Below are 25,296 nucleotides of genomic sequence, written 5' to 3'. Positions count from 1 at the left end.
TTCTGATCATGGACATCACCGCATGCTGACGACCTTTATCGGTGCCGTCCTGCTCGTGTTGCACGTGGCGGGTGTGCTGGCCGCGATGCACGCCGTAATGAACACGCGCACGCCACAAGGCGCATTTGCCTGGGCACTGGGCCTGGTATTCCTGCCCTACATCACGCTGGTGCCGTATCTCTACCTGGGGCGCAGCCGGTTCCACGGTTACGTGGACCTGCATCGCGCACGGCGCGACCAGATGCAGGCACTGGCCGACGAACAACTCGCCAACGGCTCCGATGCATCAGATGTCGCCGAACGCTACGGTGAAATCGCCAGCATGCTGGGCGCGCGCTTTCATGACGGGCAGCAACTGCGCTTGCTGGTCAATGGCGATGCCACGTTCGAAGCCATTTTCGCTGCCATCGCCAAGGCGAAGCGCTGCGTGCTCGTGCAGTTCTTCATCATCCACGACGACATGCTCGGCAAGCGCATGCAGCAGGCGCTGATCGATCGCGTTCGCGCGGGCGTGGACGTATGCGTGCTCTACGACGGCATCGGCAGTCATGCGTTGCCGCGCGACTACGTGGAAACCCTGCGCGAGGAAGGCGTGGCCATCCATCCGTTTGCCACGCAGCGACGCAGCAATCGCTTCCAGCTCAACTTCCGCAACCATCGAAAGATCGTGGTGGTGGATGGCATGCATGGCTTCGTCGGCGGCCTCAATGTGGGCGACGAATACCTGGGCCTGAAGCCACCGCTGTCGCCGTGGCGCGACACGCACCTGGAAATCGAAGGCCCGGCCGTCGCCGACCTGCAACGCAGCTTCGCGGAGGACTGGCATTGGGTAACCGGCGAACTGCCGCCGCTGCTGCGGCCTGCACCGGGCACGGGCAGCGCCAACACGCTGATCGTGGCCACGGGCCCGGCGGATCGCCAGGAAACCTGCTCGCTGTTCTTCGTCTCGCTGATCCATTCGGCACGTCGACGACTATGGATCACCACGCCGTATTTCGTGCCCGACCAGGCGGTGATGTCGGCACTGCGGCTTGCCGTCTTTCGTGGCGTGGACGTGCGCGTGCTCATCCCTTCGCGACCCGATCATCACACCGTGTTTCTCGCCACGGGGCTTTATGCGCATGACGCCGTGCGTGCCGGCATCCGCGTGTTCCGCTATCAGCCGGGCTTCGTGCACGAAAAGGTGCTGCTGGCCGATGACGACACGGCATCCGTGGGTAGCATGAATCTCGACAACCGATCGTTCCGCCTGAACTTCGAGATCGGTGCGCTGAATGTCGATCCGCAGTTCGCCGCGGAAGTGGAAGCCATGCTCAGCGAGGACTTCGCGCATGCGCATGAAGTGACGGAAGCGGAATACCAGAAAGCGCCCTATATGCGCCGACTGGCCATGCACGTGGCACGGTTGTTCGACCCCGTGCTCTGACGCGAGCGAATCGTTCGCCTTGCGGTCGGTCAGCTGTCGGCGCGACTCCCATACACGACAAAGAGACTGACCGTAAGCAACGCCGCCGCCAGCGACATGCCTGCGGCCACCACGAACATGGGGCCGTAACGTCCGCCCGACGCAATCCAGCCGCCGAGGGGGCCGGTGATGCCCAGCGCCACGTCGATGAACACCGAATACGCGGCCAATGCCGCGCCGCGATTGCTGCCGCTCACGCGCTCCACCGCCACCACGCCGAGCGCGGGAAAGATCAGCGAAAAACCAATGCCGCTGAGCGCGGCACCCAACATGGCCACGCCCGCATGGTTCGCACACGCCAGCACGATAAGGCCTGCGCATTCCACCAGCAGCGACACCAGTGCCGTGCGATAGCCGCCAAAGTGCGCGATGGTCCAACCGAGTACCAGGCGCACGCCCACGAAACACACGCCGAACACGCTGAGCGTGAGCGCCGCGCCGGACCAACCCTGTTTCGCGTAGTACAGCGTGATAAAGGTGGCGATGACGCCAAAACCCACCGAACCCAGCGCCAGCCCCATGCCGTAAGGCGCCACGCGGCCGAACACGTGATGCATCGGCATGCGCTCGCCCACTTCCACCCGCACCGCAGGTCGGCGCCACGCCAGCAACAAACCGATCGCCATCAGCAGCAGACCGGCGGCGCCGATGCTGATGAAACCCGCCGCGCCATTGAGCACCACGCCAAGCGGCGCGCCAACGGCCAGTGCGCCGTACGTGGCGATGCCATTCCACGAAATCACTTTCGCGGTGTGCTCGGCGCCCACGCGGCCGATGCCCCACATGATGCAGCCCGTCGCCACGCAGCTTTCGCCCATGCCGAGCGCCAGTCGCGCCACCAGCATCACGCCCACGGAGGCCGTTGGCCATTCGCGCAGCAGTGCCGCCACCATCATCAAGGCGCCGCTGGCCGCGCAAGCCATCAAGCCGATGAGGGCCGAACGCTTGGGGCCTGCCGTGTCCGACGTGCGACCGGCAAAGCCGCGACTGAGCAGCGTGGCCACGTATTGCGTGCTGATCACCAGGCCTGCCAGCACGGCACCGAAGCCCAGATCGTCGTGCACGAAGGGCGGCAGTACCGCCAGCTGCATGCCGATCACCAGATAGGCCAGGAACGTGAAAAGCACGATCTGGACGATGCGCAGGGTCAGCGACGATCCGTCGGCAACCGGTTCAACCTGAGTAGTCATGGGTACAACGTAGGGAGAGGGAAAAAACAGTCAGCATGGCCGGCGCGAAGGGGGAATCGCCGGCCACGATCGATCATCCGTGCTGGCGTCGACGGTGAAACAGCAGCCAGCCGAGATAGACACCGACGCATACGCCGAGGAATTCGAACATCACGCGCGCGCCCAGGCTGTCCGGGTCGTGCACTTCGGCCAGGCGTACCTTCAGCAGCTGCAGCGATTGCACGCGACCGTAGTTGAAATAGACCAGGTTCCACAGGTCGCTGCCGCTGGCCAGCACCATGGCGATGACCGAGGCCCAGCTGATTTCCAGCGCGGCGCTCCAGCCCTGGGTGCGTCCGAACAGGTGCAGCAGCCCATAGACGACCAGGGCGATGGCCAATGCGATGGCACCCGCTTCCAGCGCTCCCACGAACCCGTACCCCATCCAAGACTGGTCGAAAAACATGCCGCGCGTTCCCGTCGGTTGCCGTGGCACTCATTATGCCTGCGACGGCCCGCCCGACGGGCGCCGACCTTCGTCGCGGTAGGATTTTCCCTACCCTGAACACGGGATAGCGCGGACAGATCACCCGTCGAGCGCGTCACATCACGATTCCGCTGGGCCGACTAGACTTTCTGGCGCAACCTTTTACGAGCCTCGCCGCGACCATGAGCCATTCCATCAGCCGCCGCGCCGCCCTCATCCTGGTCGACGTGCAACCGGACTTCATGCCCGGGGGCGCGCTCGCCTGCCACGAGGGGGACACCATCGTGCCGGGCATCGACGAACTGCTGAAGCGCGACGTGTTCCAGCACGTGGTCGCCACCCAGGACTGGCACCCCGCCGACCACATCTCCTTCTCCACCTCCCACCCCGGTCGCGAGCCGTTCGAGCGCATCCCGCTGTACGGCCACGCGCAGACCCTGTGGCCGCCGCATTGCGTGCAGGACACGGCCGGCGCCGCGCTGCACCCGTCCATCGACTGGTCGCACGTGGATACGGTGATCCGCAAGGGCGACGACCGCCGCGTGGATTCGTACAGCGGCTTCCGCGAGAACCACGGCCCGCACGGCAAGCGTCCGGCTACACCGCTGCACGGCTGGTTGCGTGAGCAGGGCGTGGACGAGGTCTATGTGTGCGGACTGGCGCGCGATGTGTGCGTGTTGTGGACGGCGCAGGATGCGGTGGAGCTGGGCTATCGCACGCACGTGTAGTGGGATCTCACCCGCCCGGTATCGCCGGAATCGGATATCCCCACGCGCCTTCGCTTCGAGAACATGGGCGTGGACGTGCTGGAGTCGTCCGCGCTGGGCTGAGGCTTCAGCCGTCGTTTTCCGAGGCCACGCTCACGTGCGGCTCGCCGTTGTCATCGACACTCACGTTGATGTCGATGGGACGGCAGCAGACCTGGCAATCCTCGATATAGCTCTGGTGCTCGACGGAGCCATCGACGAGGATCTCGATGGCTTCGCCGCAATACGGGCAATGGATGAGGACGGGTTCGAGCTGGTCGCTCATGTCATCTCTCCTTGCCGGCGGTCGCTCAGCGCTTGGCCAGCGACAGCGACGAACCCCACTTGTTCACCTCGACCACCGCGCTTTCACCGGCCTGCAGCGAAGTATCCACGTGCGCGTCGTTGTCCACCTTGTGGCACGCGCCGGAATTGCGCAGCGCCACGGTGTGCGCACCGCTGGGCACGTAGAACGTGGCCTGCTCGCCGGTTTCCAGCTGCGCGGCGAACTTGTCGTCGATGATCACCTGGCTGGAGCAGCCGGCGCCAAAATAGCCATTGGCGCGCACGATCTGCAGCGTGGCGTTGCCATCGCCGGGGGTCTGGTAGAGGAACTGGCGGTTGGACACCACGTCCTTGATCACCTTGTCGTGATCGTTGGTCACGCCACAGCCGGTCAGCGCCAACACTGCCAACACTGCCGCTCCTGCCGCGTACTGCATGGTCTTCATCACCGAACTCCGTTTGAAATGGTCAGCGGGCTGAGCATCGCCAACCGGCGATCAACCGCCTGTGAATCGTACGCTCAGGCGGCAGGCGGTTCCCATGCCGAAGGACACAGGATGAGGAACCAGCCTTCCCGCGCCGTACGCCGGGCCAGCTGAAGCAACGCCTTGTCCTTGCTGAGCAGGCATTGCGCGCCCGCAGCGTGCGCCAGTTCGAGGAACTTCTGGTCGTCCGGATCGGCGCAGCGCGGCAGCTTGACCGCCGGCCGCGGCAGGTCCCATGGCAGCAGCCTCACATGCTGGTCGAACGCCTCGGCCGCCTTGCCGCGCGCCTCGGCGTCGAGCGAAAACGCGGGGTACTCCAGCACCGCCAGCCACTCTGCACGGCACGGCTCGTCCACCACCGCCTCCACGCGACCTTCCTGCAGTGCCTTCATCAGCGCCTGGCAGGCGGGATCGTGAAAGACGAACAGGTCGAGCGCGACGTTGGTATCGAGGACAAGGCGGGAAGCGGGCATGGCGCGCATGGTCGCACAGCGACGCGGTTAAAATGGTCGCCTCGACGCCACCCCGGATCACCGACATGACTGAACGCCTCTTCGACCATTACCGGGTCCGCGCCACGGCCGTTGCCGAAGGTTCGCGCTACTCGGCGTGCATCGTGGTCGCCCCGCGCGAGCGCACCGGTTTTCCCCAGTATTTCGCCATCTGCGAAAACCGCAGCTTTCGCGACAAGTCGCTGGCGGAGGAAGCGGCCATCAAGGCGCTGGCGGTCATCGAAACGCTGGAAGACGACGGCACGCCCGTGTTCCCCGAGGGCTACACCGGCTTCGACGACGAACCACCTGCCGCATGACTCCGATGAAGTACCTCGGCGGCTACCCACCGAACGTGCTGGACAAGGTGCGTCAGCTGATCGAACGCGACGAACTTGGCGAATATCTGCAAAAGCGTCACCCGGGCCGTCACGACGTACAGAGCGACAAGGCGCTCTACGCATATACGAATGCCATGCGCCAGGAGCATCTGCGCAATGCACCCGGCATTGATCGCGTGTGGTACGACAGCAAGCTCGACGTGATCAACAAGGCGCTGGGCATGCACCCCGCCATCTCGCACGTGCACGGCAGCCGCATGAAGGCGCGCAAGGAAATCCGCATCGCGTCGCTGTTCCGCGACACGCCGCCGGAGTTTCTGCGCATGATCGTGGTGCACGAGCTGGCGCACCTGAAGGAAGCCGAGCACAACAAGGCCTTCTACCAGCTGTGCGAATACATGCAGCCGGACTATCACCAGCAGGAATTCGACCTTCGTTTGTACCTGACGTGGCGTGACGTGTTGGCCGTAAGATCTGCGTGACGCACTTCCGCCGCAACCACGGCGCCGTTTCATTCCATCGGTAGCGCACATGCCTCTTTGGTTTCGCCAGTGGTCCAATCGTCCCCGCACCGTTCAAATCGGCGACCGGCCCTTTATCAGCGAAGGACTGACACAGCGGCTGTGGGATGACATCTACCATTTCGCGCTGACCATTCGCTGGCCGGCGTTTTTCGGGTTGGCAGGTGCCATTTTCCTTGCGGTCAATGCCGTGTTCGGCGTGCTGTACCAGTTGGGCGATCACGCCATCGCCAACCAGTTTCCCCGTGGTTTTGCCGGCGCGTTTTTCTTCAGCGTGGAAACGCTGGCCACGGTTGGCTATGGCGACATGCATCCGCAAACGGTGTACGGCCATATCGTGGCGACGGTGGAAATCTTCACCGGCATGTTGAGCATCGCCCTGGTCACCGGCCTGGTGTTTGCACGCTTCTCGCGCCCACGGGCCAAGATTCTGTTCGCCGATCACCCCATCATTCGCAAGGTCCACGGCCAACGCACCTTGATGATACGCGCGGCCAATGCGCGCCAGAACGTGATCGCCGAAGCCTCGGCCAAACTGCATTTGCTGCTGCGCGAAAGCTCACCGGAAGGCTTTCGCCTGCGTCGCATCCACGACCTCAAGCTCATGCGTGACCGGCATCCCATGTTCATGCTGAGCTGGAGCCTCATGCACGTCATCGACGAGACCAGCCCGCTGCATGGCATGAGCGAGGACGATCTTCAAACCACCGAAGCCACGCTGATGCTCAGCATCGAAGGCATCGACGAAACCACGTCGCAGTCCATGATGGGCCGGCGGCGGTGGAACCAGCGCGAATGGCGCTGGAATCACCGTTATGTCGATCTGGTGCATGACGACGAAAAGGGCATCGGTCACATCGACTACAACGTGTTCCATCTGGTGGAGCCCGTCGATGATGACAACGACGACATCCACCACTTCTGATGGCGTTTACAGCGTAAGCAGCACCTTTCCGATCGCGGCGCGGCTTTCGAGAAATGCGTGGGCACGCGCGCCATCGCGCAATGCATAACGCGCCGCGATGCGCGGTGTGACCTGGCCCTGACGAATCTGATTGAACAACGCTGCCGCGCGTTCGCGGCGTACCTCGGGGCCGGTCAGCACGTTCCACAGGTCGCCGCCCGTGAGCGTGAGCGAGCGATCCATCAGTACGCGCGGATCGACCGGATCGGGATCACCCGCCGCCATGCCATAGAACACCACCGTTCCACCGATGCGCGCCGTCGCCAGGCTGTCGGTCAGCGTGCGACCCACCGAGTCGTAGACCACGTTGGCGCCATGGCCGCCAGTGAGTGAACGCGTGGCCTGTACCCAGTCGCCATAATCCGCGGCCACATCGGCGCCGGCCTGGATCACCGCATCGCGCTTGGACTCGCTGGAAGCGATGCCCACCACCACCGCGCCCAGCGACTTGAGCATCTGCACCAGCAGCAGGCCCCCGCCACCGGCCGCCGCGTGCACCACCGCAACATCACCGGCACGTGCCTGGAAGCTGTCAGTGACCAGGTACTGGGCGGTCAGACCCTGCAGCAGGACAGCGGCGGCCGTATCGAAGTCGATGTCGTCCGGCAGGGGGATCAGACGATCGCGATCCACCGCCACCAGTTCGGCGTTGGCATGCGGCATATCGGCAAAGCCCACGCGGGTGCCCGCCGGGAACTGCGTATCCCCTTCGACCGGCACCTCGACCACGCCGGCACCTTCGTAACCGAGCACCCAGGGCGCCTCGCCACTGAGGTGGTAATTGCCATTGCGACGGTACACGTCGGCGAAATTGAGGCCCACGGACTTCATGCGGACCAGCACCTGCCCCGGGCCCGGCACCGGGTCCGGACGCGGGGTCCACTGGAGGACGTCGGCGGCACCGAAGCGATCGAAGGTAAGTGCGTGCATGGCAAAGGCGTCCAGCGAGGGTCGAACAGCATGACAGATTTGTCCCGTCAAGCCTTTCGACGGGCCGCTTGCGTGACAAAGGTGTCGCTTTTTCCTTACGGGAAGCTGTACTTTTGGTCAACGCTTTGCGAAATCACGCGTTATTCACCGTCATTGGCCGCGCCGTCGCGGCCATTGTTCAGGGAGACAGCGCCATGCGGCGAACCTTTGTCGTGGGCTGCCCACGTTCGGGGACCACCATTGTCCAGGCTCTGCTGGCGCGGCATCCGGCCGTTTACACCCTGCCGGAAACCGCGTTTTTCGAGCAGCTGCATGGCGACCTGGCCTGGCGCTGGGGCGACGCCGGAATGCAGCCGCGCCGCCGCCGGTGGCGGCAATGGCTGGGGCTTACGCGCCAGCACATGCGCGCGACCTTCGCCGCCTTGCATGTGCAGCTGACCGGCCACCGGCCGACGAAACCGGCGGCCGTTCACTGGCGCCTGCTGTCGACCCAATTCCTGACGCTGCTGGACCAGACCGCCAACGCCGAAGGGCGCAGCATGTGGCGGGAGAAAACCCCGAACCACCTGCTCTACATCCCCGAGATCGAGGCCCTGGCGCCGGACGCACGCTTCGTCCACGTCGTGCGCCGTGGCATGGATGTGCTGGCCTCGCTGGCGGATGTGTACCTGCGCTTCGAAAACGACGACGCCTTCGGTGGCGGCACCGTGCATTGGGCGCGACGCTGGAACCGCGCCATGGATATCCACGGGCAGCACGTGGGCCGCGCCAACCACCACTTCGTGTTTCTGGAAGACCTGGTCCGCCAACCGGACATCGAATGGGCCCGCCTGTGCGCCTTCCTCGACCTGCCCCCGGACGCACCACTGGAAAGCGCTCCCCAGCAGTCCATTGCCAACCTGCGCGATGAACCCTGGAAGGTGACGGCCATTGAAGGCCAGGTGCGCGAGGCCGATCGCAAGGTCGACGGCCTGTTCGGTCCCAAGATGCAGCGCTGGCTACAGAACCGCCTCGCTTCCTACGATGACCTGCGCGCCCAGTGCCGCGCCGCCCGCCCCCGGGTCACCCCGCGCGCGCGCCGCGCGTTCGACCAACGAACGGCCGGGGTTGGCTGAGCGCCACCCCGACCGCCTCGATTCACCCCTGCACCGGGACGTCCGACGACCGGTTGAACTCACCGATGGCCTCGACCAGGTCGGTCACGGCCAGGCGCTCCACCTCGGTCAGGTCCGGATTCCAGCTGTCCAGGATCACCACCACGCGCGTGCTGTCGCTGCGGTTCCACGCCTCGTGCTCGAACGTGTCGTCGAAAGTGACGCAGCGCCCCTCCTGCCATGCGTGCAATTCACCACCCACGCTGATGGCGCAGTCCGATGGCACGATCAGCGGCAGATGCGTGACGAGGCGTGTGTTGGTCACGCCGCGGTGCGGCAGGATGTGCGTGCCCGGTCGCAACACGGAGAACAGCGTCTCCGGTGCGTGGTCGCGAATGCGCACCAGGGGCACCTTGTCCAGCACGGCCGACGTGCGCGGACAACGGGCGTGGTGCTCGTCGAAACGGACGCCGTGCCGGTAAAAGAAATACCCGTCCCAGCCGGCCGGCTCCGCACTCGAAGAACGCAGGTGGTCCTTGAGATTCTCCTCGGACTGCTCGCCGAGGAACGGTTCCAGCGACTGGTTTTCCGCCAGCACTACGCGCAATTCTTCGCGCACGATATCGGTGGCGGCTTCCAGCTCCCGTTGCCACGGGAAGCGATCGGTCGAGTAGTAGGGCTGGCTGGGAATGCCGGGAAAATACAGGAATTTCGGCTTCTGGCGCGGATCGGGCAACGACGCCTGACGCTCGCCCAGGTAAATCGCCAGGCATTGCTCCACGCGGCTCAGTTCCGAACGGCCATAACGCGCCCGCAGCGGTTCCAGCACCGCGTCGAACGTCTGGCGCCGGCCCATGTCGATGAAACGCATGGCATGCTTGACCGCCTCGCGCAGGGCCGGCGCCGTGGTCTCGTCGCTCATCCAGCGGCCCAGGGCCTGGGCCTGGTTGACGGCGGCGAAGTAGGTGATGAGGGCTTCCTGCCGCTGGCCCAGTTGTTCGAGCACGGTACCCAGGCGCAGGCGCACCACGAAATGCTGGGGCAGCGCCCGCACGCTCTTGCGCAATGATTCGGCCGATCCCTGCAGGTCGCCAGCCACCATCTGCACCATGCCCAGCTCGTGCAGCACATCACCGTCGCCAGGTTGCGCGTTGTGCGCGGTTTGCAAACACGTGATGGCGGCAGCGGCATTGCCGCGCTGCAGGTGCCGGCTGGCGATGAAGCGCAAGGCTTCAATGTCCAGCGCCGACGAATCGAGCAACGCCCGGAAATGCTCTTCCGCCGAGCTTGCGTCGCCCGCCTGCAAGGCCTGGTGCGCTCGCTCGCGAAGCGCCGAGACACCGCCCTGGAAACCGCTATTCATCGTCTGATTCACTTCGATTGCCTGTGGAGGAAAAACGCCGACAGCGCGCCGGCCCCGGGCATAATAAGCACGTTTTCGCCCACGCTGTGCATTGTGCAGTGGGCCTCGCTCCGGGAAATCTATGAATCGCCTGCACGGGCTGGAAGCAGCCGCTATTCCGCACCTGATGTCCGCCGCCGAAGCGCTTGAATACGGTCGCGCGGACGAAGCCGAAAAACAGCTGGCGCATGCCGCCGCCCATCAGCCCAACCATCCGGAAGTACAACGCCTGCGCGCGGGCATTCTCGGCTTGCGCGGACAACCGGTGCAGGCCATCGACATCATGCGCCAGGCGTTGGCCCAGCGCCCTCAGGACGCGCTGTATCACAACACGCTCGGCACGTTGCTCGGCAACGCCGGCATGTACGATGCTGCAGTGCAGTCGCTGCTGCAGAGCTGCCGGCTGCAGCCCTCGCTGGATATTGCGTGGTTCAACCTCGGCATCATGCTTACCAAAAGCGTGCGCAATGACGAGGCCATCGAAGCGTTCCGGCGCGTCGTGGCACTGCAGCCCCGACACGTGCCGGCACGCGCGATGCTTGCCGACATGCTGCGCACGCAAGGCAAGACCGCCGAGGCAACCACCGAATACCGCGCATTGCTGGCGATCCAGCCAGCATCGGGCGCGGCATGGTGGGGCCTGGCGGACATCAAGAATCAGCGCTTCGACGAAAACGACATCGCGCAGATGCGTGCCGCGCTGCAACGCGCGGATACCAGCGAGAACGACCGCAACGCGATCGGCTTTGCCCTGGCTCGGGCACTGGACGACCAGGGCCTCTACGCCGATGCATTGGCTGCGCTGGAACAGGCGCACGCCATTGGTCGCCGGCAATACCCGTGGGACGCCGCTGCGTTTTCCGCCAACGTGCGCGCAGGCGTCCAGGCTTTCGCCTCGTCGGCGACCAGCGAAGGCGATACGCAACGCGGCCACGAAGTGATCTTCGTGGTCAGCCCGCCGCGCTCGGGATCGACGCTGGTGGAACAGATCCTGGCCTCGCACCCGCAAGTGGAAGGTGCGGGCGAATTGCCCGACCTGCCCGGCCTGCTGTTCGAGGAATCGCGTCGCCGCGGCAAGCATGTTCCGCAGTGGGCCAACGAGGCCACGCCCGCCGACTGGCAACGTCTTGGCGAGGCCTACCTGGAACGCACCGCGCGCTGGCGCACGCAACGCGAACGGTTCATCGACAAGCTGCCCAGCAACTGGATGCTCATCGGCGCGATCCGCGCCATGCTGCCCGGCGCGCGCGTGGTAGTGGTACGACGCGATCCGCTGGAAACGTGCTTCGCCTGCTATCGCCAGCGGCTGGATCACTTGAACGGCTATGCGCGCAGCTTTGACGATCTCGCGGCGTTCTGGCGCGACTTCGACTACAGCGCCAGGCACTGGGGCGAGCGGTATCCCACGCACGTGCGCGAACAGAACTACGAGGCGCTGGCGTCGGATACGGAAACGCAGATCCGCGCCCTGCTCGAATTCGTCGGCCTGCCGTTCGACGAAGCCTGCCTGCGCTTTCACGAAAACACTCGCGAAGTGCGTTCGCCCAGTGCCACGCAAGTCCGCGAGCCGATGCGTCAGGACACCGCACGCACGGACAACTACGGCAGCCTGCTCGATCCCCTGCGCCTCGCGCTTGACCTGCCGGCGTGGCGGGGAGCGTGAACGACGCGGTGCAAGCCGCGCTTGAGGACGGCCGCGCACGCTTGCTGCGCGGTGATACCGCCGGCGCGCTCGCGACGTTCGAGTCGGCCTATGCACAACAACCCGACGCCGGATCGTTGCTGCTCGCGCTCGCCGGTACCTGTTGGCAGGCACAGCAGTACACACGTGCGGAAACCTTGCTGCGCCACTGGCTCGACGCGCATGGCACCGACGCCGATGCCGCCTTGCTGCTTGCACGACTTCTGCAGGAACAGGGGCGCGCGCAGGCGGCCGCGCAGGTCTGTCGCGCCTTGTTCGCCCAGGCGCGACAGCCTGTCGATACCTTGCTGCAGGTCGTGGAATTGCTCGAAGGCCACGGCCGCGCGGAAGATGCCGCCGCCCTGTGCGAAGCGGAGATCCGTGCCGGCAGCACGGATGCGCGCGTACATGCGTATGCCGGCATGCTGGCGCTGGAACTGGGGCAGTACGAGCGCGTGCGTGAGCGCTATGCCTTTGCATTGGCGAATGCACCGGAAGCCGTGGACTGGAACATCCCCATCGGCCTTTCCACCCTGCAGCGCTACAGCGATCCAAGCCATCCAGACCTGGCGTTTTTTCGCGATGTGCTGGCAACGCCTGCATTGAACGAAAACACCCGCACGACCACCTTGTTCGCCCTGGCCAAGGCCAACGACGACCTTGGGCATACCGCGGAAGCAGCGCGCCTGTTCGCCGAGGCCAACGCGCGCGCGCATGCTGCACGACCGTGGCCACGCAAGGCCTGGAAACGCATGGCCGACGCGCGACTGGCCGGAACGTCTCCGCCGTTTACGCTGGAAGCGGACGCCTCATGGACACCCGTGTTCGTCGTCGGTGTGCCGCGCTCGGGTACCACCTTGCTCGCCGAACAATTGGCGAAACATCCCGGGGTATGCAACCGGGGCGAGCTGGGCTGGCTCGATCTCACCGCACGGCAGCTGGAAACCGCCCCTCGCGTGCGTGAAGTGTTTGAACAGGCGGCAGCGCGCTACGCCGCACAATTGCGCCAGGACGACGGCGATGCGACGTGGTTCATCGACAAGCAGCCGCTGAACCTTCTGCATGTCGACCTGATTCTGGCGTTGTGGCCCAACGCGAAAATCGTGTATTGCCAGCGCAACGCGCGCGACACGGCGCTATCGCTGTGGATGCAGAGCTTCAGCGATCCGGCGCACGACTACGCCTACGACATGGCCGACATCGGCCTGGTGATTCACCAAAGCCGCCGACTGATGGCGCACTGGCAACGACGTTTTCCGCACGCCATCCACACCGTGCGCTACGAAGCTCTGGCAGCCGATCCGGAAGCGACGGTGGGAACACTGCTCGAGTGGCTGGGCGTGCCCACGCGTGAAGGCATCGCCACCTCCGCACCGCAAGCCATTCGTACGGCGAGTGCATGGCAAGCCAGACAGCCAGCGCATACGCGCTCGGTGGGCCGCTGGCGTGACTACACGGCCCTCATTCCCGAATTGTCGAATTTGCCCGACGACTGATTACGCGTCGACCTCGTAGCCCCAATGCCTGAGCATCGGATCGAGCGTCGGCAGCACCGGCTCAATCCACTCGCGATACTTCTGCCAGCGCCCCATGGCCTTGCGGTTGACCGGCTCGATCACCTGCGAATAGCTGGGCGTGCCGATATAGGTCTTGCCGCGTGCGTGCTCATGGAAGCCCAGCATGGGCGAGGCATCGTCCAGGCCGAGGAATTGCGCGATGCGCTGCGCCTGTCCAGGCAGGTCGTCCACCACGTCCTCATAGCGCAGGTTCATCGCCGCTGGTTGCAGGATGGTGGACTCATCCACCCAGCGTTGCATGACCTGCACGTAGCCGCGAGCGAGACGGTCAAGGCTGGTACAGGCCAAAGCCAGCGTAGGGGCACGGAAGTCCTGCATGTGGCAACTCAGGATCACGTCGCACGGATGACGCAGCGCAAGGATGATCCGCGCATTCGGAAACAGCCGGTTGATCAACGGCAGCCACATCGTGTTAAGCGGGTTCTTGTCCACGATGCGCACACCCGGACGCCGCTGCACGCGCTCATCCACCATCGCGTAATAGCTGCGACGGAGCTCGTCGGCATCGTACTGCCGCAACACGCTGAGATCGTCGAGGATGCGCTTGTCGTGCGAGGTCAGCAGGTCGGCCAGGCGGTTGAAGAACGGGTTTTCGTCCATCGACTGCAGTTGCGGATGCGCATCGAGCATCTGCTCCAGCAAGGTGGTGCCTGAACGCGGGAAGCCCACCACGAAGACCGGCGAATCCTGTGCCTCGGGTGCGATTAGCTGAGGCCAGCGGCGATACGATTCCACCGTAACCTGGGGCATGTCGAAAGCCACCGCCGGCGCACCCGGCACGACGGCTTCGGGCATCACCACGCTCAACTGGGCAAGCTTTCGCCGATGGGCCTCGCCCAGCGCGCGCATGGCAGCATGAGTGTCCCCGAGTTTGTCGGCGGCGGCAGCCAGCTCGAAGAAATGAGCGGTGTCATCGGCGCCATCCGGCCCAGCCTGCTCCAGCCATTGGCGCGCAGCAGCCGGCTGGTTCCGCCGCATGGCCACCGTCGCCAGCATGTTCATCGCGGTGATGCGCTCTTCGGGCGAGCTGGCAACGCTGCCATCGAGCGTGGAAAGCAACAAGGCTTCCGCCTCGTCCAGGCGGTTAAAGCGCTCGCAGAAGCCGGCCCGCAGCAAGCGAATATCGATGCTGTCGAAACCGCGCAAGACCAGGTCATCAAGTACCTCGGCCGAGCCGGTGACATCAGCTGACATCGAAAGCACCTTGCACAGCTCCAGCTGCAGCTCGGCGTCTGCCATCGGCAGCCATGAACGCCATGGGCGCAACAGGGCCCATGCACCATTCATGTCAGCGCTAAGCGAGCAGGCGCGGGCCGCATAGATGCGGGCCTCCGGCAGGTCGCGCGCGAGATCGTATGCATCGAGCAACACCAAGCGAGCCGAGGGAAAATCACCCATGCGGATCAGCAACAGCCCGTATTGCTGCAGCAGCGTGCGCACGCCGGGATTGAGTGGGATGGCGCGTGCAAAGGCATCACGCGCCTTGAGCAGTTGCCCCGTGGCATCGAGCACGCTGGCGTAGTTGCTCCAGTACACACCGTTGGACGGATGAGCGCGCAACATCTGCTCATACAGTGGAACGGCCTCGGCATGACGCCCCTGGTATTGAAGGCAGAACGCCAGCAGTTGCTGAAGGTTTTCATCCGCAGGCGCGTCCAGCAGGGCCACGCGGCTCATCTGCTCGGCTTGTCGGTATTGGCCGGTGCTGATCACCGCGGCAATCGAATCGTAGGAGTTCTTGGTCATCACACAGCACATGAAAAAAGGGCTGCGTGGAAATCCACGCAGCCCTTGGAGGTTAAAGCACGAACGTACCGATTAGAACTTGACCGTCACGCGGGCCCACCAGTAGCGGCCGATCAGGTCAAAGTCGCTCGGGTCGGTGTTGGCGTTGAGCGTCATGTTCGCGTACAGCAGCGGCGGCTGCTTGTCGAACAGGTTGTTCACGCCGAAGTCCACACGCGTATTGATCGGGGTCAGGTTGTAACCGATCGAGACGTCGTTGTAGACCATCGCGCCGTACTTCAGCACCGTGCCAGCCGGCGCACCCGTCGTTTCAGACACGGTGTCTTCCGGCGAACCAGCAGCGCCACCGTTCTGGAAGCGACCGATGTAGCGCATGCGCCAGTTGGCTTCCCAACCACCGAACTGGTAGTCCACGAAGCCCTGTGCACGCCAACGCGGCATCAAGCAAACGCCGGAGTTGGTCGGGCAAGCGCTTTCGGCGGCCGAACCGTAGGGCAGGAAGTGACCCGCCACGTTGAACGTCGTGTTGCCCGCGGTACCCGGGGCAGTGTTCATCGTGAAGTACTTCAGGTACGTGCTGTTCACGCCGATGTTGATCTGGCCGAACGAGAACTGCGGCAGCTTGTAGTTAGCCGACCAGTCGATACCGCTGGTGGCCATGTTGCCGAGGTTGACGAACGGTTCGGTCGTGGTGACAGCCAGGGTGCCCGAGGCGGTGCGCTGGATAGCGCTGCAGAACTGGGTCAGACCATTCGCGCAGGCATCGAGCACGCTCTGCAGCGACAGCTCGGTGATCTGGTTGTTGAGGTTGACGCGCCACAGGTCGACCGTGGTGGACAGGCCCGGCACATAGGACGGGCTGTATACGAAGCCGAAGTCATACGACTTGCCGTATTCCGGCTTGATCGGCACGCCAGCCACCTTGGCGCCAGCAACAAGCGCGCTGACCTGGTTGCCTTCCTGCGTGTTACGGAACGAGCCATCGGTCGGAACGTTCTTACACGCAAGGGCGAGGTTGGCCTGACCGGTGTAGCCATCGCACGGATCGGACGACAGGAACGGCGCGTCGGCCACTGACGTGTACAGTTCCGTGAAGTTCGGCGCGCGGAAGACGTCTTCCATCGTGCCGCGCAGCAGCAGGTCGTCGAACGGCTTCCACTCGAGCGCGAACTTCCAGTTGTTACGTGCGCCGGCGATGCTGTTCTTCGAATAGCGGTCGCCGATGGTCAGGTTCAACGACTGCACGCCAGTCATGCCACTGAGCAGCGGCAAGAAGGTTTCAGCGTACACGTCGCGGTTGAAGTAGCCACCCGACACCGGGTAGGCGCACTGGCTGCCCAGGGCGCAGGTGCCGCCCGGCACCGGCACCAGGCCGGAATCAGGCTGGGAGCTGGAGTAGTCGCGGCGGAACTCGTAACCCAGGGCGAGCTGGGCCATACCGGCCGGCAGTTCCACCAGGTCGCCGCTCAGGCCCGCGTGCCAGGTCTTCTCGATTTCCATCGAGGTCACCGGAGCGGTCGTGGAGGCGAGCTTTTCGGCGGCGATGCTGGCGGCCGAGTTGGCGTCGAACGGGTTGAAGCCGCAAGCCACGGCGCTGACACCGGCCGGGCAGGTCACCGAACCGTCGGCGTTGAGCGTCGAGTCACCGGTGTACAGCGCGCTCTGGTTCAGCAGGCCCGTCACGCCTTCGGTCTGGCTCTCATGGCCGAAGTTGAAGCCAACGTCCCACGACCAGTTGCGCTCGGCGAAGTTGAAGTCACCACGGAAGCCCGTGTTGATCTGTGCATCTTCACGACCGAAGAAGCCCGAGCGGTTGCCCAGACCCGTAAGGCGGGTCGAGAACAGATTGCCGCTGCTGCTCCAACCCGTGCCCGGGGTCGGGTTGTAGGCGTTGCCAGCAGACACCTTGGCGCCAGTGGAGGCGCTGCCGTACACAGCAGGAGCCAGCTGGAAGTTCGACGACGTCTTCTGGTAGATCGCGTTGACATACGCGCTGACGTGGTCGGTCAGGTGGTAGGCGGCATTGAGGAAGCCGCCGGTGCGTTCCTGCGGGGTCTCAATCAGGTTGACCGTGTTGTAGTTGTAACCGTCAGCGCGGGTGTAGCAGTGGTAGCTGCTGGGGCCGCCCTGCGGGTTTGCGCCGGCGTTGAGGATGGCGCTGCCGCTGGCGCAGGAGCTGGCGAAGTCGCCGAGCGCACCGTCCGCACCATAAATGTGCACGTTCGGCGTGGAACCCGAACCGCCGGCCACGACGCCGCCGTTCGCGGTCCGGCTGAGGGCGTTCTTCGAGAAGGCGCGATTGCCCTGCTCGATGCCGTCCTGCTTGCTGTAGCTGATGCCGGCCATGATGCTGCCCTTATCGGACGTCTGGCCGAACGTGAACGTGTAACCGCTCTGGTCACCGTCGTTACGATCGGACTCGCCGACGTTCGCGGTGAAGGTGGCACCCTGGTAGTTCTTGCGCAGGATGAAGTTCACCACGCCGCCGATGGCGTCCGAACCGTAGGTGGCCGACGCACCGGTCGGCAGCACTTCGATGCGCTCGATGGCATCGGCCGGAATGGCGTTCGGATCCTTGCTCAGCAGGCGCTGGCCGTTGACGAGGATCAGGGTACGCTGCGAGCCGAGGCCGCGCAGGTTGATCGACGATGCGCCGGTACCGCCACCGTTGTTGGTCTGCGGGTTGACGTTACCACCGGTCATGGCCGGCAGCTGCTGGACCAGGTCACCGAGGGTCATCTTGCCGGTCGCCTGGATGGCGGCGCGGTCGATGGTGACGACCGGGCTGGCCGTCTCGACGTCGACGCGGCGGATCAGCGAGCCGGTCACGGTGACCGTTTCGAGAGTCTTGCTCTTGGCCTGATCAGCGGCCGGAGCCGGCGTCGTGGTCTGCTGCGCGTCCTGCGCGAAAGCTGCAGTGCCGTAGGTGCTCGCTGCGAGCATACCCAGCGACAGTGCCAGGCGCACCGACGTGCACAGTTTATTTTCCCCGAACTTCATGAGAACACCCTCCCGTTATTTATATTGACTGGGGTTGAAAGATTTCCCCGCCTCAAACCCGCGCCCGAGTCACCCAAACAATTTAGGTGCAGACCAGCCCGAAGGTGGTCCACAGCGCTCGGCATTTATCACGCTTTGCTTACAGATAGTCAATAAAATCTATACGGCAAGAAAACACTATGTCATGGCATTCATCGCATATTCTTGCGATTAAGTAACCCCATGGACACACCCCTGCCGGCACGCGCGTCATTGCTGCGGCGCACCGACCTTCGTTGGAATGGGGTGAAGCGGCGGTGAAAAAGATCTGGCGGCTCATGCAGCTAGCCGCCAGACCACTGATTTGGAAAGGTTTCAATCGAAAGAGTTGTCGTCCTCGAAACGCAGGTGTTTGACGCTGCGCCCCCTGCGGCGCACAAGCTTCAGCGCTTCAATACCAATGCGTATGTGGCGTTCAACAAATTGCGCCGTCACGCTGCGGTCGCTTAATTCCGTCTTAACGCCTTCGGGGATCATGGGCTGGTCCGAGACCAGCAGAAGCGCCCCGCACGGAATCTTGTTGGCGAAACCCGCCGCGAAGATGGTGGCCGTCTCCATGTCGATGGCCATGCAGCGGGTGCGGCGCAGGTAATCCTTGAAGGCGTCGTCGTGTTCCCAGACGCGGCGGTTGGTGGTGTACACCGTGCCGGTCCAGTAGTCGTAGCCCAGGTCGCGGATCATGGTGGATACACCACGCTGCAACTGGAAGGCCGGCAGCGCGGGCACTTCCGGCATCAGATAGTCGTTGGAGGTGCCCTCGCCGCGGATGGCGGCAATGGGCAGCACCAGGTCGCCAATGGCGTTCTTCTTCTTGAGGCCACCGCACTTGCCCAGGAACAACGCAGCCTTGGGATGGATGGCGCTGAGCAGATCCATCACGGTGGCGGCGTTGGGGCTGCCCATGCCGAAGTTGATGAGGGTGATGCCGTCGGCGGTGGCGTTGGGCATCGGCCGGTCGCGGCCCCGCACTTCCACGCCATGCCATTCGGCGAACAGATCCACGTAGTGGCCAAAATTGGTCAGCAGAATGTGCTGGCCAAACTCCTCCACAGGCGTGCCGGTGTAGCGCGGCAGCCAGTTGGAGACGATCTCCTGCTTGTCTTTCATGAGACCCCTTGAGGTCGGCGCAACGTGGGATGTTCGTTGCGCGTTACCGGCGACGCCACGCCGGCACGATGCCAATTCAGTGCAGGCATCTTAGCGGGTGAAGGCCCCGGCTGGACGGTTTGTTGTCATTTTCTTGAACCGGCCCTCTCCACGATGGCGCGCGATACAAGGAGAAGACCATGCTGCTGATCGGTTGGATCGTCGCCCTCGCCGTGTTCCTCGGCTTTGCGTTCGCGGGACGCGGATGGCTTGCCTGGGTGTTGGCCCTGGCCGTGCTCTTTGTCACCTGGGTGGTGCGCGGCGTCGACTCGCCACTCCTTTTATATGGACTGCTAATCGCGAGCGCATTGGTTGCACTGGTAACCGGTTTTCCGCCGCTGCGGCGCGCGTTGTTCGCCCGCTCCCTGCTGCCCGCGCTGGGCAAGGTGATGCCGCGATTGGGGGAAACGGAACGCATTGCGCTGGAAGCGGGCACCGTGTGGTGGGACGCGCAGATCTTCTCCGGCATGCCCGATTGGACTTACCTGCAAAGCTTCGAGTGCAAGCCACTGACCGCGCGCGAGCAGGCTTTCATGGATGGCCCGGTGACACAGCTGTGCACCATGCTGGACGACTGGCAGGTCGAGCAGCAACGCGACCTGCCCGCCGAGGTGTGGGACTTCATTCGACGCGAGCGCTTCTTCGGCATGGTGCTGCCCGAGAAATACGGCGGACTGGGCATGTCCGAGATCGGCCACTCGCGGGTGGTCACGCGCATCGCCACGCGCTCGGTCGCTGCGGCCGTGACGGTGATGGTGCCCAATTCGCTCGGGCCCGGCGAATTGCTGGTGCACTACGGCACCGATGCGCAGAAGGATTACTACCTGCCTCGCCTTGCCGACGGTCGCGAGATTCCCTGCTTTGCCCTGACCGGCCCTGAAGCGGGCTCCGACGCCGCCGCCACGCAATCGGAAGGCGTCGTCGAATGGGGCAAGTGGGAAGGCAAGGATGTGATCGGCCTGCGCCTCAACTGGAACAAGCGGTACATCACGCTGGCGCCGGTCGCCACCTTGATCGGCCTGGCTTTTCGCCTGAAGGACCCGAACGGCCTGCTTGGCGGCCCAGCGGACCGCGGCATCACCTGTGCGCTGATCGCGCGTGATTTGCCGGGCGTGGTGATCGGACGGCATCACGACCCGATGGGCGTGCCCTTTGCCAACGGCCCCACCGAAGGCCACAACGTGTTCGTACCCATCGACGCCATTGTCGGTGGCGTGGAACAGGCCGGGCACGGCTGGCGCATGCTGATGGAGAGCCTTGCCGCAGGTCGTTCCATCTCGCTGCCCGCCCTGGCGGTGGGCGCAGCGCAAATGGCCACGCGCATCTGCGGCGCCTACGCCACGGTGCGCGAACAGTTCGATACGCCCATCGGTCGCTTCGAAGGCATCGAGGAACCGCTGGCCCGCATCGCAGGCCTTACTTATCTGATGACGGCCACCCGCACGCTCACCTGCGGCGCGCTCGATGCCGGCGAAAAACCTGCCGTACTCGGCTCGATCGCCAAGGCCTACCTCACCGACGCCATGCGTGAAGTGGTAAGCGATGCGATGGACATCCGCGCCGGTGCGGCGATCCAGCGTGGCCCGCGTAACGCGCTGTCGCACATGTGGATGTCCGTGCCCATCGGCATCACGGTGGAAGGCGCCAACATCCTCACGCGCTCGATGATCGTCTACGGCCAGGGCGCCATCCGCTGCCATCCGTGGGTGCAGAAGCTTATCGATGCGATTGCGGCGAGGGATTTGAAAGCGGTAGATACCTGCGCTTTCGGTTACATCAATTTCGTGTTCACCCGTGGCGTGCGCGCGTTGTTGCTCGGCCTCAGCGGGGCACACCTGGCCCGGGTTCCCGAGGGCGACCTGTCTCGCCAGTACCAGCACCTCACGCGATTCGCCTCGGTGTTTGCGTTCGTTTCCGACATCTGCATGGCCACACTGGGCGGCTCGCTGAAACGACGGGAGAAAATCTCCGGCCGCCTCGCCGATGCGCTGGCCTGGCAATACCTCGGTGCAGCCACCCTCAAGCGCTATCACGACGAACCCAAGATCGCACCGCACTACGACCTGGCACGCTGGGGCGTGGCGTTGTCGCTCTATCGCACCCAAGAGGCGCTGCGCGGCGTGCTGGACAACCTGCCCTCCGGCTTCGCTGCCGGTTTCGCGCGCCTGCTGGTGTTTCCGCTCGGTGCACGGTTTCGACCGCCGTCCGATCTGCTGGGACAGCGCGCCGCCCGCGCCATCCTCGAAGACCGCGAAGCGCGCATCCACCTCACGGAAGACATCCACGTGCCGGGCCCTACCGAACCGGGCCTGGGCCAGCTCGAAGCGGCCCTGGACAAGGCCGTTCGCGCGCTGCCGGTGGAAACCAAGCTGCGCGACGCCATACGCGCAGGCCAGCTGGATCGCGCGGCCGGCAGCGAACTGGGCGAGCGCGCGCTGGCGGCCGGCATCATCACGCAAGCCGAATACGACGCGTTGAGCGAGGCGGACGAAGCCCGCGATGCGGTGGTGCAAGTGGATGCCTTCGACCCCGACACCTACCGCCAGTTGCGCTGACGATGTTGCACCGCAATCCACAGGACCCGAAAAAAACCATAGCATCATGGCCCAACGGTCAGGGTCGGCACGTACGGGGGTGCGTGCTATGTTGCCTGACGCAGTCATTGGGGAGCGACAATCATGCGGATGGGTTTGGCGATCGATGCGGCCTGCGATCTGCCGCAGGACTTTTTGCAGAAGCACAACATCGCGGTGATGCCCATCACCATCCGCATCGATGATGAAATCTTCATGGACAACCGCAACCAGGTCGAGCTTCATCGCTTCCTGGATCGCAAGCTCGGCAGCCGCAGCCATTCGGCCGAGACCATCCCCTGTTCCGTCGAAGATGTGCAGAAGCTCTTTCTCGAAAAGCTGGTGCTGGAGCAGGACTGCGTGTTCTGCCTCACCATCACCGCCACGCGCAGCGCCATCAACGACCATGTGATCAAGGCCAGCTTCGCGGTGCTGAAGAACTACCGCGGCGTGCGCGAGAAGAACAACATGACCGGTCCGTTCCTGATGCGCGTGATCGATACGCGCACGCTGTTCGCCGGGTCGGGCCCCGCCATCGTGGAAGCCACGCGCCTGATCGAAGCCGGCGAAGTGCCAGCGGCGATCCGCGAGCGGCTCACTTACATCGCCAACAATTCGTACGGCTACATGCTGCCGCGCGATCTCTACTACCTCCGCGCGCGTGCCAAGAAAAAAGGCGATCGCAGCGTGGGCTTGTTCAGCGCCATGCTCGGCTCGGCGCTGGACATCAAGCCGCTGCTGCGCGGCTACCGTGGCGAGACCGCTCCGGTAGGCAAGGTGCGCGGCTTCGATCACGGCGCCGAAACGCTGTTCAACTACGCAGCGCAACGCGTACATGCTGGCCTGCTGGTACCGGCAGTGTGCGTGAGCTACGGCGGCGACCTTGCCGAGCTTGGCAAGCTGCCCGGTTACGCGGCGCTGCGTACCGCCTGCGAAGAATGCGGCGTGGATTTGATGGAAGCACCGATGAGCATCACCGGCATGGTCAACGTGGGCGAAGGCGCCGTGACGCTGGGTTTCGCGGCCGAGGAACACGCCGTCGATTTCTGATCGAGCACACGTTCAGGGGGAACGCATGATCCGCTGGTGTCTGCTGGCCACGCTTCTCCTCTTCAGCCTGCCCGCTGCTGCGGGCACGGCATACCAGTGCACTGACGCCAGCGGCAAGACGTCGTTCCAGGACAAGCCGTGCAGCGCCGGCCAACGCCAGCAGGTGCTGCAGCTGGACGACTCGCCGGCCTACACGCCGCCACCATCCGAGCCTGAGCCGACACCGGCGCCCGACCAACCGCCACCGCCTCCACCGCCACTTCCCGCCAGCGAACTCCCCGAGATGTTCGCGTGCGTGCGCGCCACCGATGGCACCACCTACACCAGCAGCCATGGCGATCCGCAGCCCTATCAGGTGCCTTACGGCATCCTCGGCGCATCGCAGCTGCCGTTATCGCAGGTCTACGGCGGCCGTGGCGCAGCGGGCGCGTCCGCACCGGAACTCAATCGCGGACGCATTACGCCCGGGCTCATCGCCAACAACTACGTGTGGGTGCAGGACCAATGCCGCGAGCTGACCCGCGCTGAAACCTGCCGCGCGTTGCGCGATGCCTACGAAGACAACGAGACCAAACTTCGCCGCGCCTTCAAGAGCGACCAGCCGCCCCTGGAGCGACGCGAGCGCCAGCTGCTCTCACAACTGCGCAGCTGTTGATATCTGCGCGCTGAGTATTTTTTGCGCAAACCCATGCAAGTGCATGTTGCGAAACGCCAGTATCCGGTTGTCCACAGGCTTGCCACCAGGCTTTCCCCAATCGCTGTGGACAAATAAGCCTGCGCACGCTGGCGCACATGTGATCACGATGATGAAACTGTGCTGGTAACGGCCACTTGCATCACCTATCCACAGGCTTGCCCCACGGCATTCCACATGTGCTGTGGAAAAGTGCGCATCAACGCTGCTGCAAAAATGCGCACGCTGCTGAAAACGTCGTGCGGGCGCGCACTTGCGTCATCCATCCACAGGCTTGTCCATGCGCCATCCACAATCGCTGTGGAAAACACGCGCGCACGGGCTGATGCAAATATGCGCACGATGATGAAACCGCGGCGATGTCATGCACTTGCGTGATCTGTCCACAGGCTTGCCCACGGCCCGTCCACACCAGCTGTGGAAAAACACATGGGTCGTGATGAAAACCTGCGCAGTGTGGTGAAACATTCGCCGCAGCAGTGACTTGCGATGCCTATCCACAGGCTTGCCCACGCACCATCCACACCTGCTGTGGACAGCGGTTCAAACCGGCAACGCGAGATGCCCGCTAGAACCCGTAATTGAGGAACCCGCCATCCACCGCGAGCACTTGTCCGGTGACGTAGCTGGCTGCCGGAAGACAGAGAAAGGCAATCGCCGCGGCGACTTCCTCCGGCTCACCGATGCGGCGCAGCGGCGTGCGGTCCAGCACCTCGTCCAGATATTCGTCGTTCGCGAGTGCGGGCTCGGAGCGCTGCGTGCGGATGTACCAGGGCGCCACCGCATTCACGCGGATGCCATCGGCCGCCCATTCCACCGCGAGGTTGCGTGTGAGCTGGTGCAGCGCGGCCTTGGTCATGCCGTAGGGCGAACCGGTGCGCACGTGCGTGACGCCCGAGACGGAGCCGACATTCACGATGGCCGCATTCGCATGCTGCACCAGTTGCGGATGGGCCAGGCGGCACATTTCGAACGCCGAAAACAGGTTCTGCTCGAAGATGGTGCGGTATTCGTCTTCGCGATACGCCAGCGTCGAGTCAGGACGGTTGCCTCCCGCGTTGTTCACCAGCAGCGACAGCGGCGCGCCGAGATCGGCCACCCAGTCGAACACGGCAAGACGCTCTTCCTGTTCGGCCAGATCCGCACCGAAAGCCAGCACTTCGATGCCAGGGAAATCGTCCAGCAGCTCCACGCGGACCTGCTCAAGATAGTCGGCGTCGCGCGCCACCAGCAGCAGGTTGGCGCCCAGTGCCGCCAGCTCGCGGGCGGTGGCGTAGCCGATGCCTTTGCTGGCACCCGTGATCAAGGCGGTATGCCCCTGGAGTTGCCAGGCGTCGATGCGTGCGTTCATGCAACGAGCTTAGAGCCTGCGCACGTTCGTCGCCAAGCATTCGCCGGTACGATGGGCAC

At 64.3% G+C, this 25,296-nt stretch carries 21 protein-coding genes and 1 pseudogene; 11 read left to right on the top strand and 11 right to left on the bottom strand.

The genetic code is table 11. The features are described 5' to 3' along the window. Window positions 1–22: 22 nt before the first annotated feature. Window positions 23–1,426: a cardiolipin synthase gene (gene cls / locus DK366_RS08970; RefSeq protein WP_109125200.1), complete on the top strand. Its 1,404-nt coding sequence runs from the start codon at window positions 23–25 to the stop codon at window positions 1,424–1,426. Between the two features lie 29 nt (window positions 1,427–1,455). On the opposite strand, the gene DK366_RS08965 is transcribed toward cls, so the two are convergent. Further along, window positions 1,456–2,655 (bottom strand): MFS transporter, encoded by a 1,200-nt coding sequence (locus tag DK366_RS08965; protein ID WP_109125199.1) that lies wholly within the window; start codon window positions 2,653–2,655, stop codon window positions 1,456–1,458. 73 nt (window positions 2,656–2,728) lie between these two features. Beyond that, window positions 2,729–3,100 carry a hypothetical protein gene (locus tag DK366_RS08960; RefSeq protein WP_109125198.1) on the bottom strand — a complete coding sequence of 124 codons (372 nt, stop codon included), beginning with the start codon at window positions 3,098–3,100 and terminating at the stop codon, window positions 2,729–2,731. Window positions 3,101–3,303: 203 nt separating this feature from the next. Between DK366_RS08960 and pncA the strand changes: the two are divergent. Further along, a pseudogene (gene pncA / locus DK366_RS08955) lies at window positions 3,304–3,846 on the top strand (bifunctional nicotinamidase/pyrazinamidase); the annotation flags it as partial. 109 nt (window positions 3,847–3,955) lie between these two features. On the opposite strand, the gene DK366_RS08950 reads toward pncA, so the two are convergent. The 3 genes from DK366_RS08950 to DK366_RS08940 form a co-directional block, all read right to left on the bottom strand. Further along, the gene (locus DK366_RS08950) at window positions 3,956–4,153 is read right to left on the bottom strand and encodes a CPXCG motif-containing cysteine-rich protein (protein ID WP_109125196.1); all 198 of its coding nucleotides are present in this window, start codon (window positions 4,151–4,153) and stop codon (window positions 3,956–3,958) included. A gap of 25 nt (window positions 4,154–4,178) precedes the next feature. Beyond that, window positions 4,179–4,598 (bottom strand): hypothetical protein, encoded by a 420-nt coding sequence (locus DK366_RS08945; protein WP_109125195.1) that lies wholly within the window; start codon window positions 4,596–4,598, stop codon window positions 4,179–4,181. A 74-nt stretch (window positions 4,599–4,672) separates the two neighbouring features. Then, window positions 4,673–5,119 carry a putative toxin-antitoxin system toxin component, PIN family gene (locus tag DK366_RS08940; protein WP_109125194.1) on the bottom strand — a complete coding sequence of 149 codons (447 nt, stop codon included), beginning with the start codon at window positions 5,117–5,119 and terminating at the stop codon, window positions 4,673–4,675. Window positions 5,120–5,175: 56 nt separating this feature from the next. Between DK366_RS08940 and DK366_RS08935 the strand changes: the two genes are divergently transcribed. Genes DK366_RS08935 through DK366_RS08925 form a run of 3 tightly spaced genes read left to right on the top strand, consistent with a single transcriptional unit; the run spans window position 5,176 to window position 6,915 of the window. After that, window positions 5,176–5,448: a hypothetical protein gene (locus tag DK366_RS08935; protein ID WP_109125193.1), complete on the top strand. Its 273-nt coding sequence runs from the start codon at window positions 5,176–5,178 to the stop codon at window positions 5,446–5,448. Continuing rightward, window positions 5,445–5,951, top strand: coding sequence for a M48 family metallopeptidase (locus tag DK366_RS08930; RefSeq protein ID WP_109125192.1), 507 nt, complete (start codon window positions 5,445–5,447; stop codon window positions 5,949–5,951). Before DK366_RS08935 ends, DK366_RS08930 begins: the two co-directional genes overlap by 4 nt. Before the next feature lie 49 nt (window positions 5,952–6,000). Further along, window positions 6,001–6,915, top strand: coding sequence for an ion channel (locus DK366_RS08925; RefSeq protein WP_109125191.1), 915 nt, complete (start codon window positions 6,001–6,003; stop codon window positions 6,913–6,915). A 6-nt stretch (window positions 6,916–6,921) separates the two neighbouring features. Here the strand turns inward: DK366_RS08925 and DK366_RS08920 are convergent, their stop codons facing one another. Continuing rightward, entirely contained in the window at window positions 6,922–7,884 is a 963-nt protein-coding gene (locus tag DK366_RS08920) for a quinone oxidoreductase (RefSeq protein WP_109125190.1), read from the bottom strand. Window positions 7,885–8,078: 194 nt separating this feature from the next. Here DK366_RS08920 and DK366_RS08915 point away from each other — a divergent pair, with 194 nt between their 5' ends. Beyond that, window positions 8,079–8,999: a sulfotransferase gene (locus DK366_RS08915; protein ID WP_109125189.1), complete on the top strand. Its 921-nt coding sequence runs from the start codon at window positions 8,079–8,081 to the stop codon at window positions 8,997–8,999. Between the two features lie 22 nt (window positions 9,000–9,021). On the opposite strand, the gene DK366_RS08910 is transcribed toward DK366_RS08915, so the two are convergent. Continuing rightward, on the bottom strand, window positions 9,022–10,341 hold the full coding sequence (locus DK366_RS08910; protein WP_109125188.1) for an aspartyl/asparaginyl beta-hydroxylase domain-containing protein: 1,320 nt from the start codon (window positions 10,339–10,341) through the stop codon (window positions 9,022–9,024). Window positions 10,342–10,462: 121 nt separating this feature from the next. On the opposite strand from DK366_RS08910, the gene DK366_RS08905 reads away from it, so the two are divergent. Continuing rightward, window positions 10,463–12,043, top strand: a complete 1,581-nt coding sequence (locus DK366_RS08905; RefSeq protein WP_232820979.1) for a tetratricopeptide repeat-containing sulfotransferase family protein — start codon at window positions 10,463–10,465, stop codon at window positions 12,041–12,043. Next, complete coding sequence (locus tag DK366_RS08900) at window positions 12,040–13,557, top strand: sulfotransferase (RefSeq protein WP_232820978.1); 1,518 nt, start codon at window positions 12,040–12,042, stop codon at window positions 13,555–13,557. The genes DK366_RS08905 and DK366_RS08900 overlap by 4 nt, the downstream gene beginning before the upstream one ends. Here the strand turns inward: DK366_RS08900 and DK366_RS08895 are convergent, their stop codons facing one another. The 3 genes from DK366_RS08895 to DK366_RS08885 all read right to left on the bottom strand — a co-directional run bounded on the left by DK366_RS08895 (window position 13,558) and on the right by DK366_RS08885 (window position 19,530). After that, the gene (locus tag DK366_RS08895; RefSeq protein ID WP_198651489.1) at window positions 13,558–15,384 is read right to left on the bottom strand and encodes a tetratricopeptide repeat-containing sulfotransferase family protein; all 1,827 of its coding nucleotides are present in this window, start codon (window positions 15,382–15,384) and stop codon (window positions 13,558–13,560) included. It lies immediately after the preceding gene. 72 nt (window positions 15,385–15,456) lie between these two features. Further along, window positions 15,457–18,384 carry a TonB-dependent receptor gene (locus tag DK366_RS08890; RefSeq protein ID WP_109125185.1) on the bottom strand — a complete coding sequence of 976 codons (2,928 nt, stop codon included), beginning with the start codon at window positions 18,382–18,384 and terminating at the stop codon, window positions 15,457–15,459. 354 nt (window positions 18,385–18,738) lie between these two features. Further along, complete coding sequence (locus tag DK366_RS08885) at window positions 18,739–19,530, bottom strand: AMP nucleosidase (RefSeq protein WP_109125184.1); 792 nt, start codon at window positions 19,528–19,530, stop codon at window positions 18,739–18,741. 179 nt (window positions 19,531–19,709) lie between these two features. Between DK366_RS08885 and DK366_RS08880 the strand changes: the two genes are divergently transcribed. The 3 genes from DK366_RS08880 (at window position 19,710) to DK366_RS08870 (ending at window position 23,847) form a co-directional block, all read left to right on the top strand. Next, window positions 19,710–22,124 carry an acyl-CoA dehydrogenase gene (locus DK366_RS08880; protein WP_109125183.1) on the top strand — a complete coding sequence of 805 codons (2,415 nt, stop codon included), beginning with the start codon at window positions 19,710–19,712 and terminating at the stop codon, window positions 22,122–22,124. 123 nt (window positions 22,125–22,247) lie between these two features. Further along, entirely contained in the window at window positions 22,248–23,192 is a 945-nt protein-coding gene (locus tag DK366_RS08875; protein WP_198651488.1) for a DegV family protein, read from the top strand. Window positions 23,193–23,217: 25 nt separating this feature from the next. Further along, window positions 23,218–23,847 carry a DUF4124 domain-containing protein gene (locus DK366_RS08870; protein WP_109125182.1) on the top strand — a complete coding sequence of 210 codons (630 nt, stop codon included), beginning with the start codon at window positions 23,218–23,220 and terminating at the stop codon, window positions 23,845–23,847. A 607-nt stretch (window positions 23,848–24,454) separates the two neighbouring features. On the opposite strand, the gene DK366_RS08865 is transcribed toward DK366_RS08870, so the two are convergent. Further along, window positions 24,455–25,237 (bottom strand): SDR family oxidoreductase, encoded by a 783-nt coding sequence (locus tag DK366_RS08865; RefSeq protein ID WP_109125181.1) that lies wholly within the window; start codon window positions 25,235–25,237, stop codon window positions 24,455–24,457. Between the last annotated feature and the right edge of the window lie 59 nt (window positions 25,238–25,296).

It is taken from the genome of Dyella sp. C11 (assembly GCF_003121485.1).
Taxonomy (GTDB): domain Bacteria; phylum Pseudomonadota; class Gammaproteobacteria; order Xanthomonadales; family Rhodanobacteraceae; genus Dyella.
Note: the sequence above shows the minus strand (reverse complement) of the source record. Positions and strands in the feature narration are given on the sequence as shown.